The sequence below is a fragment of the Arsenophonus sp. PmNCSU2021_1 genome (assembly GCF_036919435.1).
Taxonomy (GTDB): domain Bacteria; phylum Pseudomonadota; class Gammaproteobacteria; order Enterobacterales; family Enterobacteriaceae; genus Arsenophonus; species Arsenophonus nilaparvatae.
This window is the reverse complement of the sequence record NZ_JAZHPL010000011.1, coordinates 181,312-196,700: the sequence shown is the minus strand read 5'-3', so window position 1 is coordinate 196,700 and position 15,389 is coordinate 181,312. Positions and strand designations below refer to the sequence as shown.

Sequence of the window (15,389 nt, the reverse complement as noted above, 5' to 3'; positions counted from 1 at the left end):
ATTATACTTGAAGATACGTACCTGCAACAGGTATCTTTGGTTTAGATGGCATTAAACAATATGCAACCAGTCCGCCTAATAAATTCACTACAAAGTTAGCCGGAGAGCGATGTCGCGTATGCTCTATTTGACAAAGATTTTTTAACTCATCAAATACCGTTTCAATGACAGAACGATGACGCAAGATGGCTTTGTCGAAACAAGTCTGTTTAATAGGCTTCATTTTCTTCTTGATATTCGTTATAAGGCTAATTCCCATCGTTTTGAGTTGCTGTTTCAGTGAAGCCGATAAATACCCTTTATCTGCGTACAAACAACCAGAAAGATCCTTTGTCAGCTCAGGCAATGGTTTCCGATCATCGGTGTTTCCTGGTGTGAGTCGAAAACTGAGTATTTCCCCCAAATGATTGATAATTACATGAAGCTTGAAACCAAAGAACCAACCTGTTGAATTTTTTCCCCGTTCAGCTATCCCATTGAAGACTTTATGTCTGCGGATCCGTAAGTTATCACACACCGCTATCGGAGTAGAATCGGCAACCGATAGCCCCGTGCATTTTCCCTTAATTGACTCAAACAGTGCCGTTAACGCTAAGGCACTACGCGGAAGTAACTCTACACAGCGTGAATAGGATGGCAAGTTAGGAAATTCCTTCCGGAGATATAAGCGGACATAATAGAGATAAAATACCTTGAATTGCCTGAATCGGAGTTGATGAAACAACACAACCAGTGTCATCATTTCCGCCAACGAAAGCTGAGTAGACCGTCTACGACGCTTAGTACCGTTAGTCAGCAAATATTCATGCATTTTTGGCTCGAAGTCTTTGCAAAAATCATCCATCAGGCAATAAAGTTCAGTAAGATTTTCCATAATTGTTTAACAATGCTCTACTCTTTAACCAGACTGTTAGAGTATTTTAACAAAACAGGCTCATTCAACTATTTGAATATCAAGACTTTCTCTTTATTTCTTATCCCGAACTCAGGTTAAATAATAATAATGCTAACGGATAAGTTTTACTAGCTAAAAAAAATACCAGTAATATTGCTAAGATCAGCGAGCTAAAATTCAAAGTGGGCTGTAACAACCTAGATATATTGATATTATATTCAGTTATTTTCATTGAATCTCCTCAATACCATCAACTAAAATTTTACCAAGATACTGATGATTATAGAATTATAAATCTAACAAAAACTGGTTTAATTTATTTTTAAGTATTAAGGATATGTTGTTCTGTAAACAATGCCGTTTTTTTAGTAAGGTTATAATGCAAAGGATTACAACCAACATAAAATTGAGTAACTAGAAAACCCATTTTACTCTTTTCAAATAAAACAGCATTGGCATAATAACTTTCAGGTTTAAATGTCTTAGAAAAAAGATACGTACCATATTTATGGCAAAATATTCGCATTAGCCATATAGAATAGCGACAATAACTAACATAGTACTTACCTTCGATGGACAAACCATTTTCAACAATAAAGGTCATTAACAGATCACCATTCCATTTTTGACATATCATACAATTACAGACAGAGATTTCATAACAAGGTTGTTCTGTTTTTAATATAACTGGCTGATATAAAGATTGATCCTCATACTGCATAAACATGCCCTTTTATTATTAAAAAACAAATAAAAACATAGCAATTTTTTAAAATCAATAACTATTTTTTAACCAAAAGGTTTGAGTAATATATATGTGATCCGGCTCGTTATTATGCTATTTGACTATCTCAAAAATGATAATTTTTTAACAAAAAATTGCTTAATCAAATCAATGCTGACTTTCCAAAAATTTCTGTTTAAATTGATACGGAAAGGTAAAAGCACTCAATTATTTGAAATTATAATAATAAAAAAGCTATTGAAAATATCTTCAATAGCTTCTTATGTATAAGATATCTAATTTATACTTGAGTCATACGATTAAGTAATGGCGCCGTAAGTAACATAATTAATGCAATAACTGCTGTTACTATACCTATCTTCATGAAAACATGACTATATATGCCCAATGATACTAAAGGACTTAATGATTCACCTTGAGGAGTTGCCGTCATAGAAGCAATAAAACCTGCAATAAAAGCAGCAGCTGAGCTGGTTAAAAACCATGAACCCATAATAAATCCCATCAAGCGTTGAGGTACTAGCTGCGCAACCATTGCTAGTCCCAAGCCAGAAATCATCAACTCACCAATACTTTGCAATCCATAAGAGAGTACTAACCATTTAACAGAAACAATACCTGCTTCATTAGCAAACTTTGCGCCTAATGGTAATATAAGAAATGCAGTCGAACAAAGTACCATTCCGATCGCAAATTTATAAGGCATAGGCAAATTATCACCCATTTTATTATATATCGATGCAAGTATCGGACTAGCAAGCATGATCCAAAGTGGGTTGAAAGCTTGGTATTGGGCGGGCTCAATACTAATACCCAAAATATTATGCTCTACATTGTGTATAGCAAAGAAATTTAATGATGTTGGCATCTGACTATATAGTACAAAAAATACAACTGCCTCTATCATTAAAATAAAAGCCACAATCATTTTTCTGCGAGCGGTACCCTTTAATGCAATAGTTTCCTTAACAAAAATAATTACAATAAAACATGAAATGATTGCCAGGGCGACTCTTGCCACAGCCATATTATGCAATAACCAATTAGACAGTATAATAAGTGCTACTATACCGATAATCGATAATAGTAAATAAATATTTAGACAATTCGATTGATCGAAAATCAGGTTTAGAGCCATAATCTTTAACCCAATTTCTGCATACTAAGAAATTAACTAAAGTAATAATCAGGCCAATTACACTCAATGAAAATGGAATATCCCAGCCATAGTGCTTTGCCAGCCAGGGGGCCGCCAACATGGAAAAGAATGAACCGATATTGACAGCCATGTAGTACATTGTAAACGCACCATCGAGACGCTGATCATTTTTATCATAACAAGTGGAAAGTAACGAAGAAGGATTTGCCTTAAATAAACCATTACCAACAGAAATAGTTGCTAATCCAAGATACACTAATAAAACATCGTGACTAGAATAAGCAATAAAAGCATAACCAAAAATAAGTACGATAGCACCTAGTATAATAACCCTTTTTGTACCTAATACCTTATCACCTAACCATCCACCAATTGCAACAAAACCATAGACCAGTGCAGTAAAAGCAGAAAATAATATAAAAGATTGAGCTTCAGACATTCCTAACATTTGAGTTAAATATATTGTCAAAATCCCCTGCAAACCACTGAAGCCAAATCTTTCCCATAGTTCAATTGAAAAAATGAGATAAAAAGAACGTGGTTGTTTGAAAGCATTCAAACTGATATTCTTGGTATTATTCATTGTGGACACAAGTTACCTCTATACAGCTAATGCGTTTATATGCACATGCATGTAACATTACCGTTTACTTTATAGTTATAAGTTAAAATATCAAATAAAAGCTAAATAATCCCAACTAGTGATCACGGTTAGTTTGTCAATTACGACATAATGATGCGATCACCATCATTTATAACACGTTGTTTTCATGCTTACAACAACGCGGGAAGAAAACCAATATAGCAAATATATTCAATAAGTTAAGATTTTTGAATACATTCCATATTCTGTTTTCAACATCTAACTTTTACATAAGTAAATGAAGCATATATAGCAATATACGCCATTTATGCATAAAAAATAAAGAATTAATTAGTAGTAAAGTATAACAACAGGCAAAATTTAGAAGATATATGACTATCAACTGATATTTTAGTTTCCATTTGAAATTAAAATTTAATGTTAAAAAATCTATATTATGTAATAATAACTTCATATTTTGTAAAAATGTTATTTAATCTAAAACAACACATTGATTAATTGGAATTTAATACCACAAAAAATCAACATAATTATTTCCAGCAAGTTATAAGCCAATAATGCAATTACTAAAAATTTATAATAAACATTTGATAATATAACAAATGAATGGAAAATATCGGATTCAAAAAAAATAAATCAGTATAAATTGGATATCTTATGCTCAAAACAAAACTTAATTGCTAAACCTTATTTTACCCAACTACTCAATTTTAGGCCAAAATCCGATTATGTAATGTTTTAATATTATATGAAAATTAATTATAAAAAGGTGTTGCTGACTAAGTATAGCACGAGTTTCGCACCAATAAAAAAACGCGCTATTTTTAAGTTTAATTCAGCATGATATATAAATAGACAAAACCTTATAAATTAAATACAAATTATTGTAATTTAATAAAATTTATGTGTTTTAGTAACTTACAGATTAACCATTGCTTTTAAGCCATTTCTAGAACTTTATATGCCTGTGCGAAACTCGTGTATAGAAGAGTTATGAATCAATCAAAATACTAGAGTTAATTTTAATGATTGGATATTTTATAAAAAATAGAATTTCAAATAAGTGCTAAATTAGATAAAAACATACCATCTAAAGTAAAATTATTAGTTTAAACTTTAGTAACAAAAATTATATTCATTAATAATAAAATAAGGTAATGCCAGCATGAAAAATATGAATTAATTATTAGCGTTAAAAATTTTATTACAAAGCAGAAAGCATTAAATTTATTTATATTTTAAAAATAATCATAACATTTTATGAAAAAATAAATTTATTGTTATTGTAAAATTTTATCACTTTTCTGCTTTTACGCTTTCTTGCTGAAATCTAATTATTTCTATACACATTGGCAATATTCCAGCCAATTCTGCCAATAAGTCATTAGAATTCCACGAATGAGATGTTTTAGAAACTATTTGAATAGCAAGATCATAAGCCATTGACTCTAATGTATATTCTAGATTTTGATTATGCTTCATTATCAATGATTATCCACTTTAGTTAATTTATTAATTATAAGCATAAGCTATAAATTTCAATTTTAAAAATTTTATTTCAAAAAAAATAGATATACTTTTTTTTAAATTAATATTAACAAAACAAAAACAATCTATATAATATGAAATATTTATCTAAATCTAGCAGAAAAAATTTTTCTAATTCATATTTGCAATAATTTTAAAATTAACAATGGAAAATAATATGGGATTTTTAAAATAGCTAGAATAAATTTAATGTCATTAATTTTTATATTTAACTTAATTTTTATAAAAGCGCTGATTAATCAAAATGATATTAACAGCGCCAAGATATAAAATTAATATGTGCTTTCCTTTAACTCTGACAAACAATACTTAGCATATCTTAACATATCTTAACATATCTTAACATATCTTGCTCAACTTCTGGGGGACTATAACCATTATCCTTTAACTTGTTTATCTAATTGTATAAACTTATTCATACCATATTTTTTAACTATTTTATCAAAGGCACAATTACACACATCAGTAATAGTATTTATTTTATCTTCAGTACCACTTGCAGAATTTATGCAATGCTTAACAAAATTATTTTTGTATGCTTCAATCTTAGACTTCTCATCAGAACATCCTGAGGAGAATAAAACTTGCATCATAATTAAAACCCATAAAAATTTTTTCATAAAATAGTTAAAACTCCAATTTCTTTTTAACGCTAGTGCTATTTTTATAATTAACTAACAAATATTAGTTCTTTTTTTACTTAAGTGCATTTTAATCATATAAGTTATAGTAAATATTCGATATTAACTTTACTTTTTTTATAATAAAAATTTTTATCTTATTTGCTACCAATTATAGCTTTACATTTCCTTTTTTTAACATGTCATCAAAAAAACAACATGACGAAAAAATAGAAAATTATGAATTCAAATGAATGAGTATTAAATAATGAAAGACGATTAAATTGTTTTATTTAACATGACTAGTATTTATATTAAAGTTTACATTTAGCTAACAATAATAATGCAATACAAAAAATTTATTAACAATAATAAAATAATACACATAATATACAATATAGCAAAATTCAATTTATTATTAGCTATAACACTCATGCTGTTATATTCAAGATCAATAAAATATCAATATAGCCAATCAAATAAATTATTTTACAATTGAGTAACTCATAACTTATCATCTTAGTAATAATCAAATAATCATTACATTATTAGCAGCGAAACCCTTACAACTTTCTTGAATATCAAATGCTACCTTCTGACCTGCTATCAGTCACGAGTTTCGCAATCTCCAAAAAAGAAGTATAAATTTAAAAACAAGAAAAAATCAGGGTGTTCATATTTTGTCGGGTTATCCATGTATTAAAGATATCTATAAAACATTCTTACAAGTAAGCAGTTTAAGATACTCTGGTTTAGCGTTATCAGAAGTAAGCCCATCGCCTTTATCTCATGACACTGTTAGCCGATGGCTAAAAAGTAGATGTTTTAGACCTAAAGACCTATGGCGATTAGTTGAACCTTCTATAGACAAAAAAAGCCCTTGCGTACTAATTGCCGATGATACATTGATTGCCAAAACACGTAGTAAAAAAATAGTGATGGTCCATTATCAATATTCAGGTAATGAACATGATGTTATTGCTGGCATAGGTTTAGTTAATTTGCTTTGGCATGATCTGACGAAGGTTGAATCAATTCCTATCAATTATCGTATTTATGATAAAGATTCTGATGGAAAAACAAAAAACACGCACTTTTCCGAAATGCTCACTCTTGCTAAAAAAAGAGGGATCATGCCAGAAGCCGTAGTGATGGATGCTTGGTATTCTAGCCTGGATAACCTGAAATCAATTCGCTCTCATGGTTGGATCTGGGTAACCACGCTGAGGAAAAATAGGATTGTTAACCATAACAAACAACTGAACAAGTTAGACATCTCAGAAGAAGGAACGTCAATACACTTGCGAGGATATGGTTGGGTAACCGTTTTCAAATTTACAGCCAAAAACGGCCGTATTGATTACATAGTAACAAACAAAGAGAATCCCACCCGTCAATACCTCAAATCTATCATGGATGCCCGTTGGTCTGTTGAAGTTTATCATCGAGAAGTTAAACAAAACTGTGGTATTGAACGCTGTCAGGCTCGCACGAGGCGAGCGCAAAGAAATCATATTTTTCTCGCTATTTCTGCGTGGTTTGAACAACATAAACGTCGTATATCTGAAAAAATAACCCTTTATCAACAAAATTGGGACGTAATCAAAAGTGCTATTACTGAGCAAATCCGTGTTTTATTAGCGTACCCAAATTAGTTTTGTGCGAAACTCGTGTCAGTGTTTTATAACCATTACCAAAAATAGCAGTATAATGAACAAAAACATCGTTGCCACCACATTCAGGTGTAATAAAACCAAAACCTTTTTTTTCACTAAACCATTTTACCGTACCTGTGATCTTTGCCATTTTTTTTCCTTTGAGACCATAAATTGATTTTTTAATAACACAAATGGATATTAAGCAATATATTATTACCGCTTATATTTATGCTATTATATACTTTATTTACAATAACAAACTATTTTATATTTTAGTGCTATTAGTCACTTTAAAAAAGTTAACAGCGAAAAACCTTTTTCTCTATTTTCTATCAAGAAAATAAAAAAATTACAATAAAAAATATATAGGCCCCTTAACTATATCAATTACTAATTCAATAATTTTAATAAGTTATACATTATCCATCCTAAAATAGCTTGATATAAAATTATATTTATAAACTTCCTATATCAATCGGTAATAATTAATTCTATTTTTAATATTGAGTAAATTACTTTACTATTTTCATTTTCACTTTATTATTAGTTATAATACTAAAATAAAAAAATTTAATTATATCTAATCAATTCTACACTTTTAACCATATTAGAGGAATATGGATATTATCACACAATAACTGAATTTTGGACCTTAGAATGAATCAAAAACTATTTATTAATATTATCAAAGTTAGTATATTAGTTTCCTGCTGCATATTTACAGCTTATACAATAGCAATATCTAAATATTCTAACCCCATTGATACAAAAAGTGTCAACGATCACCGAAAACTGATCCACTTTTTATCTAAATACGATCAATCAAAATTGATCCACTGTTTTACTCGGTTATTGCTCCTGATCGCCGCTTATCTTTCAATCGATAGCTTTCACCGCTTAATTGCAGTACATGCGAATGATGAAGTAAACGATCAAGCATAGCGGCGGTTAATGTTGCGTCATCAGCAAAAGTACCAGGCCATTGCCCAAATGATAAGTTACTCGTCAATATGACACTACCATGCTCATAACGCTTGGCAATCACATTAAAAAATAGGGTTGCTTCCTCTCGCCCAAACGGCAAGTATCCAATCTCATCTATGATCAACAACTTCGGGGCCATCACCGAACGTGATAGATATTGTTTGAGCTTATTTTGTCGTTTGGCAGTTGAGAGTTGCAACATCAGTTCAGCCGCTGTTGTAAAGCGAGTTTTCTTCCTAGCCTGTACTGCTTTTAATCCTAATCCAATAGCTAAATGCGTTTTACCTACACCACTTGGGCCAAGCAATACGACATTTTCATTACGTTCAATAAATGTTAATGCGCTTAATTCCTGTATTTGTTGTTTAGGAACACTCGTTGCAAACTTAAAATCGAACGTATTAAGTTCTTTGTGTACTGGGAATCCTGCCATCCGACTCAAGAGATTACGAGTTCGTTCATCTCGTTGTTGTTGCTCACATTTTAATAGGGACAGTAAAAACTCTCCGTAGCTTTTGTCTTGGGCAATGCATTGTTCTGCAAGTGATGACCAATGACTGGGAACAGAATTTAATTTCAATGACTCACACAGGTGTTCAATTTGTTCATGCAATAACATGTTCACCTCCCAGCAATGCTTCGTATACGCTGATTGAGTGTTGCAAACTGACAGATTCAAGGGGCGGTACGATACGGATATTAAGCGTATCAGTCTGCGGGATAGATTGGCAAACCCTTGCTGGTAAGGGTAGAAGATACTTAACTTCCTTAGCTAGTCTATCTGCTGGCTTCTCTAACGTTGTTCCATGAATCCGCTGATGGGCAACGCGTTGTAACCAGGGCCCCACTCTTGCATTAGCTATCTCAATATCCAGTTCAAGATTATGAGCACGAAGGTCGGTATTTAATGGTACGATAAAGCTGTTTTTTAAATAGTGCACGAGTTTCGCACCAATAAAAAAGCGTTCTATTTTTAAGTTTAATTCAGCATAATATATAAATAGAAAAAATCTCATAAATTAAAAATAACTTATTGTAATTTAAGTAAATTTATACGTCTTAGCAAGTTACAGATTAATTATTGTTCTGAAGCCATTTCTAGAATTTTATATGCCCGTGCGAAACTCGTGTAGTGGTTAAAGCGCTCTACTTTCCCTTTAGTTTTTGCCCTGTAGGGCTTGCAAGCACACAATTTAAACCCGTAATCTTTCGACATTTGAAGCATTTCGACATGTAATTTATGTTCACCTTCTGCATAAGCATCCCGTTCGATGATGAGGGATTTTGCGTTATCACACAATATTTCCTGTGGTACACCACCAAAATAGTCGAAAGCTTCTCGTAAACCTTGTTGCCAGGATTCTGCTCGTTCATTATCAAAGAACTTTACATAACTCGCACGCGAATAGCCTAGCGTTGCACCAAACGCTTTTAGTGATTTTTTACCTCGCCGGATGCTGGTGAAGTCGATTTGCATTTGTTGACCTGGCTGTGTTTCAAAACGGACGACAGCTTCGGGAACAATGCTTGGTTTAAATTGACAAACAAATCGGCGTAACTGAGCAATACCGCCTTGATAACCTCTTTCAGCTACCTCATCAAATAACACTGTTGCAGGGATCCAATCAGGTTTAGCCAATTCAATTCGCTGAAGCAAATAAGGTTTACACGAGTTTCGCACCAATAAAAAAACGCTCTATTTTTAAGTTTAATTCAGCATAATATGTAAATAGATAAAACCTTATAAATTAAATATAACTTATTGTAAATTAAGTGAATTTATGCATTTCAGTAACTTGCAGATTAATCATTACTTTTAAGCCATTTCTAGAATTTTATAGGCCTGTGCGAAACTCGTGGTTTAAAGGGTGCCAGTTTACTCGGTTGTTTACTTCTTTTAGCATAAGTTGGCATTGCCTGTTGTTGTAAATGATGTTTTACGGTGTTACGGGAAATGCCTAATTCACGGGCAATTTTTCGAAGGCTTTGTCCTTGTGTAAAGCGAACATGAATATCCACAAATATCTCCTTGGTTAACATAAATTACCCGTACAAAAATGTACGAATAATACCAAGTGGATCAGTTTTAGATGATCGTTAGTGGATCAGTTTTGCATGATCGGTGACAAAAAAGTAATAAACCTTTCTCTCTTAGCGAAAGATTCACTTATAATATTAATAAAACTTGGAATTCTAATCAGTACGAAATTTATCTACCTTTTTTAATTTGGCATAATCGATTAACTTATGATAATAAAAAAATTTCTGGACATAATGAAACTCCTTGGGGATTAGGTATTGGAAAATACCGCTTTGATCAAAATAGAAATTGGCATTCTATCTATGCTATGGCTTTTGCTGATTCCCATAATAAAGTACAACCCATAGTCGGATATGGATTTCAAAAAATTTGGCGACCAAGTGAGCTTGATGAATTTCGTATAGGAGCAGGTTTTACACTAAGCGTTACGACCAGAAATGAATATTGGTATATACCGATCCCATTACCACTTCCGATTGCTTCTATTGAATATAAACAATTCTCAATCCAAGCAACATATGTTCCTGGAACATATAATAACGGTAATGTATTTTTTGCTTGGATACGCTGGCAATGGCAATAAATTTTTAAGTGTTATACTTATACCCTGGTTTAAACCAGGGTAATTAGTTACTATTTTATCAATTTGCTCTATTTTGTTTTCTAAATTTTGTGAGTAAAAATCCTATCCATAAAAACAGAACCCAAAATGGCATAAGAATAACTGAAATACGAATTCCAACAGTCAGTAAAATGATAACCAAAATAAGAAACAAAAAAATTAAACAGAGATAATTACCAAATGGATACCATAATGCTTTGAATTTAGGTTCAATACCTTCTTTTATTTTTACCGCTCTAAATTTTAAATTAGATATACAAATCATAATCCAATTAATTACTAAGGCTGTCACAACCAATGACATTAGTAATTCTAGCGCTTTACCATCTAATAAATAATTAATTAAAATACCACCTGATGTTGCTAAAGCTGAAATAGCAATTGAGACAATAGGCACACCACGCTTAGTCACGATATTCAAAAAATGCGGGGCGTTACCTTGTTTTGCTAAACCATAAAGCATACGACTATTACTATATACTCCACTGTTATAAACTGATAATGCTGCAATTAAAACGACAATATTCAAAGAATTAGAAACAAATTTATCGCCTATGTCATGAAAAATAAGCACAAACGGGCTTTCACCACTAACTACATTTATCCAACGATACAGTGAGAGCAATACAAATAAAGAACCAATATAAAAAATTAAAATACGATAAACAACTTGATTAGTCGCTTTAGGAATACTTTGTGTTGGATTTTCCGCTTCCGCCGCTGTTATGCCAACGAGCTCTAATCCACCAAAAGAAAACATAATAACTGCCATCGCCATTACCAATCCAGCAATCCCATTAGGAAAGAATCCTCCATATTGCCAAAGATTTGATACCGATGCTTGTGGGCCACCTTTTCCACTGATTAACAGATAGCAGCCAAAAATAATCATCGCAATAATTGCGAACACCTTGATTATTGCAAACCAAAATTCTGTTTCACCATATAAACGTACATTGGTCAAATTGATAAGATTGATAGCGATAAAAAAGATTGCAGCTGAAATCCAGGTTGGGATATCCCACCAATATTGCACATAAATACCTGCTGCAGTCAGCTCAGCCATACCAACCAAGATAAACATTGCCCAATAGTTCCAGCCAGATAAAAAACCAGCAAAAGGGCCCCAATATTTATAAGCAAAGTGACTAAAAGAACCAGCTACAGGTTCTTCGACAATCATCTCTCCTAATTGACGCATAATCAGGAAAGCAATAAATCCACCAATTGCATAACCTAATAAAACAGATGGCCCTGCCATGTTTATAGTTTGTGCAATTCCTAAAAAAAGGCCTGTTCCAACAGCCCCACCAAGTGCAATCAATTGAATATGTCTGTTTTTTAACCCGCGCTTAAGCGTTTGCCCAACTTCTTCCGCCATAATTAACCTTCATTTTATTCTAATTTCCTAATATTTTTATCGATGCAAGCCTTAATTAAAGCGCATGTCAAAACTGTTAATTAAAACATTAATTTTTCTTTAAGCCTATATTAAATCATCAAATAAGATTAAAACCCTATTAATTTTAGTTAAAATGGCAAATAACCAGTTATTTTACAGATGCCGATGGTGAAATTCCCACCATTTTGATCCTGGTCACAAAAACTGTCTAATGCGACTAAATATAAAAATAAGCAGAGTAAAACGATCAGTGTCGCAATTACTATTTTTTTTATTTTCAATATCTAACCCTTTTCATATTTTTAATACCACATGATAAAAAACAATTAATATGTCACTGTATAAAAATCAAGTCACTTACTAAAGTAACCATAGCGTCATTGCTGAAATCAATAAAATCTTTTTATTAATTTATGCTACATGCTGTTTGTCAGTTAGCTGTAAAAGTTAAAAAAAATTATTATAGATAAAAAATGGCTTAAATACCCACTTATAAAGAGATAAACTGATCTTTTTTAAAGATTAACATAAATTTTTATATAAATTATTTAAACATTAAGCTTTAGGACTTTGTCATCCCTAAAAAAAGTTGTGTATACTTCTTTAACCAATAACTAGTATGATATCACAATGCTACAAGATACCCACTTAGCACTTGTTTACGAATTAAGTAAATGGATCGAAGAACACATAGGAAGAATAATCTACCTGGAAGAGCTTGCCGCCTACTCAGGTTATTCTCTTTGGCATATGCAAAAAATTTTTAAAGAGATCACCGGAATTTCACTTGGTAAATACATTCGACAACGTCGACTTGCCAAGGCCGTTAATCTTCTGAGAAATAGTTCCAAAGCCATTTTTGATATTGCGTTGGATTTTGGCTTTGGCTCGCAATCTCATTTCACCTATATGTTTCGTAAAGAATTTGGTATCACACCTTACGATTTTCGGCAAAACCCTAATATTAAATTAGAAATCAAGGAACCACTACATTTAATTTACCAAAAGTCATCAAATAGTTAACCAGTGGAAATAATATGTTAATCAAACTGGTGTTAACTAACCAAAACTGTAATCAATAATCCATTAAAAAGGAAGGTAATTTTAGATGCTAAGGTAAAATGACATAAATCTACAGCTACTTTATTTTAATTTAGCATCTTTTATTAATGCTCAATATGAGCTCTCTCTTAAGTACAAATAATTAGCATACTATTTATAATAATAAATATGTAATAAACTATAAATATATAAAATTCGAACAAAAATATACCAATTCTTGGACAATAATAAATCGACACTAATATTATAAAATTAACTATAATACAATACGGAATAAACCAGCGTTTGACAGATAATGATATTATAAAAAATATACTATTTTATTTTATCAAACTACTGCATTAGATTATTCCATTTTAATTCTTACTCAAATAGATTTATTAATAAAAAAGTAAATAAAGATTTAGATGGATATAGCGATAAAAACCTTCTTATACGAAGGTTTTTATTATATTAACTAACTGTTAATTTCTCGTTCATTCCATTGCTTTAAATTGTCCTTTTCCCAAATACCATCTTCTACCTGTTTTTTAATCTCAGGATAAGCATCTATATCAAATGTGGGTAATTTGCCAGCTTTGCGTTGTTGATTGTAATCTTTAGTAAGTCTAAACGCGATACCTGAAAGCATCAATATTGCAATTAGATTTGTTAACGCCATCAAACCCATCGAGAGATCAGCTAATTTCCAAACTAAGGGCATTTCTGCCATTGAGCCAAAAATAACCATTCCCAAAGTAGCAAGTCTGAGAATATACAATCCAGCAGTATGGTTATTTTCTAAAAATACCATATTACTTTCTGCATATGCATAATTTGCAATAATTGAAGTAAAAGCAAAGAAGAAAATAGCTATTGCAATGAAAATTGCACCCCAATCGCCAACAGCTGAAGAAAGAGCTCGCTGTGTTAATTCAATTCCACTAATAGTGGCATCAGCGCTATCTAATGCACCAGAAGAGATAATAATAATTGCTGTTGCGCTACAGATCACTAAAGTGTCCATAAAAACACCTAGCATTTGTACATATCCTTGCGATGCCGGATGAGGTGGATAAGGTGAAGCAGCAGCTGCAGCATTCGGCGCTGAGCCCATACCTGCCTCATTTGAAAATAGGCCGCGCTGTATCCCTTGTGTCATCGCTTGCGCAACCCCATAACCAACTACGCCGCCAACTGCTTCCTGTAAACCAAAAGCATGTTTAATAATTAGTAAAAAAACATCTGGTAAACGTTCAATATTATTGCTCATTACCCAAAATGCTAATATCAAATAAGCGATTGCCATTATAGGAACAACGAATTCTGCCACTCGAGCAATTGAACGTAGACCACCAAAAATAATAATGCAACAAATTATTGCAAGCACAATTCCTACGTAAAGAGGGTTAAAACCAAAAGCTACTGCTGTTGCCTGTGCAATTGAATTAGCTTGAACAGAATTGAATACTAGGCCAAAAGCGATAATGAGAAAGATAGAAAAAAGTACCCCCATCCAACGCATTTTAAGGCCCTTTTCCATATAGTAGGCGGGGCCGCCACGATAATTCCCTTGATCATCTTTTGTCTTATATAATTGTGCCAAGGTGCTCTCAGCAAAAGAGGTTGCCATACCAATTAAAGCAACAAGCCACATCCAAAAAATAGCACCTGGTCCTCCAGCAGTTAATGCAATAGCAACACCCGTTAGATTTCCAGTTCCAACTCTGGCTGCAAGACTTGTACATAAAGCTTGAAAGGAAGATATACCTGAACTATCCGATTTATTACTATTCTTCAGTATAGTAAACATATGCCCAAAATGGCGGAATTGAATAAGACCAGTGCCTAACGTAAAATAGATACCTACTCCAAGCAATAAATAGATTAATACACCACTCCAGAGAATATTATTAAAATTGTCTATCAGTTCCGTCAAAACATTTCCCCTTATCTGTATTAATAAAAACTGTCCAATAAATAAAATACACTAATAAATAATACTAAACCTTTTTTAAAAACAACCCTTTTATTTGTATAAATTTCACTCTTTCACTAAAAAATAATAAC

13 protein-coding genes and 3 pseudogenes are annotated in these 15,389 nt (G+C 32.0%); 3 read left to right on the top strand and 13 right to left on the bottom strand.

Translation table 11 applies throughout. The annotated features are described in order from the left end of the window. Position 1: 1 nt before the first annotated feature. The 5 genes and pseudogenes from V3224_RS26455 to V3224_RS26435 all read right to left on the bottom strand — a co-directional run bounded on the left by V3224_RS26455 (position 2) and on the right by V3224_RS26435 (position 5,571). Positions 2–874, bottom strand: coding sequence for an IS982 family transposase (locus tag V3224_RS26455; RefSeq protein ID WP_334467716.1), 873 nt, complete (start codon positions 872–874; stop codon positions 2–4). A gap of 343 nt (positions 875–1,217) precedes the next feature. Then, positions 1,218–1,616 (bottom strand): GFA family protein, encoded by a 399-nt coding sequence (locus V3224_RS26450; protein WP_334473443.1) that lies wholly within the window; start codon positions 1,614–1,616, stop codon positions 1,218–1,220. A 304-nt stretch (positions 1,617–1,920) separates the two neighbouring features. Next, positions 1,921–3,391: pseudogene (gene dtpA / locus V3224_RS26445) on the bottom strand (dipeptide/tripeptide permease DtpA). 1,308 nt (positions 3,392–4,699) lie between these two features. Next, positions 4,700–4,885, bottom strand: a complete 186-nt coding sequence (locus V3224_RS26440; protein ID WP_334473442.1) for a hypothetical protein — start codon at positions 4,883–4,885, stop codon at positions 4,700–4,702. A gap of 443 nt (positions 4,886–5,328) precedes the next feature. After that, positions 5,329–5,571 (bottom strand): hypothetical protein, encoded by a 243-nt coding sequence (locus tag V3224_RS26435; protein ID WP_334473440.1) that lies wholly within the window; start codon positions 5,569–5,571, stop codon positions 5,329–5,331. A gap of 680 nt (positions 5,572–6,251) precedes the next feature. Between V3224_RS26435 and V3224_RS26430 the strand changes: the two genes are divergently transcribed. Further along, the gene (locus V3224_RS26430) at positions 6,252–7,226 is read left to right on the top strand and encodes an IS701 family transposase (protein ID WP_334473438.1); all 975 of its coding nucleotides are present in this window, start codon (positions 6,252–6,254) and stop codon (positions 7,224–7,226) included. Here V3224_RS26430 and V3224_RS26425 read toward each other — a convergent pair. The 5 genes and pseudogenes from V3224_RS26425 to V3224_RS26405 form a co-directional block, all read right to left on the bottom strand. Next, positions 7,186–7,377: a cold-shock protein gene (locus V3224_RS26425; RefSeq protein WP_442891061.1), complete on the bottom strand. Its 192-nt coding sequence runs from the start codon at positions 7,375–7,377 to the stop codon at positions 7,186–7,188. The genes V3224_RS26430 and V3224_RS26425 overlap by 41 nt on opposite strands. A 693-nt stretch (positions 7,378–8,070) precedes the next feature. Next, complete coding sequence (istB, locus tag V3224_RS26420) at positions 8,071–8,832, bottom strand: IS21-like element helper ATPase IstB (RefSeq protein WP_334469160.1); 762 nt, start codon at positions 8,830–8,832, stop codon at positions 8,071–8,073. After that, positions 8,819–9,154 (bottom strand): hypothetical protein, encoded by a 336-nt coding sequence (locus V3224_RS30375; protein ID WP_442891059.1) that lies wholly within the window; start codon positions 9,152–9,154, stop codon positions 8,819–8,821. The genes istB and V3224_RS30375 overlap by 14 nt, the downstream gene beginning before the upstream one ends. Before the next feature lie 188 nt (positions 9,155–9,342). Next, positions 9,343–9,879 (bottom strand): annotated as a pseudogene (gene istA, locus V3224_RS26410) (IS21 family transposase); the annotation flags it as partial. A 161-nt stretch (positions 9,880–10,040) separates the two neighbouring features. Continuing rightward, positions 10,041–10,253 (bottom strand): helix-turn-helix domain-containing protein, encoded by a 213-nt coding sequence (locus V3224_RS26405; protein WP_334473437.1) that lies wholly within the window; start codon positions 10,251–10,253, stop codon positions 10,041–10,043. Positions 10,254–10,363: 110 nt separating this feature from the next. Here V3224_RS26405 and pagP point away from each other — a divergent pair. Further along, positions 10,364–10,837: pseudogene (pagP, locus tag V3224_RS26400) on the top strand (lipid IV(A) palmitoyltransferase PagP); the annotation flags it as partial. Positions 10,838–10,895: 58 nt separating this feature from the next. Here the strand turns inward: pagP and V3224_RS26395 are convergent. Both V3224_RS26395 and mgrB read right to left on the bottom strand, forming a co-directional pair. Beyond that, complete coding sequence (locus V3224_RS26395; protein ID WP_334473436.1) at positions 10,896–12,257, bottom strand: amino acid permease; 1,362 nt, start codon at positions 12,255–12,257, stop codon at positions 10,896–10,898. A gap of 149 nt (positions 12,258–12,406) precedes the next feature. Further along, entirely contained in the window at positions 12,407–12,559 is a 153-nt protein-coding gene (gene mgrB / locus V3224_RS26390; protein WP_290606366.1) for a PhoP/PhoQ regulator MgrB, read from the bottom strand. Between the two features lie 349 nt (positions 12,560–12,908). On the opposite strand from mgrB, the gene V3224_RS26385 reads away from it, so the two are divergent. Next, a complete protein-coding gene (locus tag V3224_RS26385) occupies positions 12,909–13,301 on the top strand; it encodes a helix-turn-helix domain-containing protein (RefSeq protein ID WP_032114843.1) in 393 nt (130 codons plus the stop codon). A gap of 496 nt (positions 13,302–13,797) precedes the next feature. Here V3224_RS26385 and V3224_RS26380 read toward each other — a convergent pair whose 3' ends face one another. Then, positions 13,798–15,258 carry an alanine/glycine:cation symporter family protein gene (locus V3224_RS26380; protein ID WP_334473435.1) on the bottom strand — a complete coding sequence of 487 codons (1,461 nt, stop codon included), beginning with the start codon at positions 15,256–15,258 and terminating at the stop codon, positions 13,798–13,800. Between the last annotated feature and the right edge of the window lie 131 nt (positions 15,259–15,389).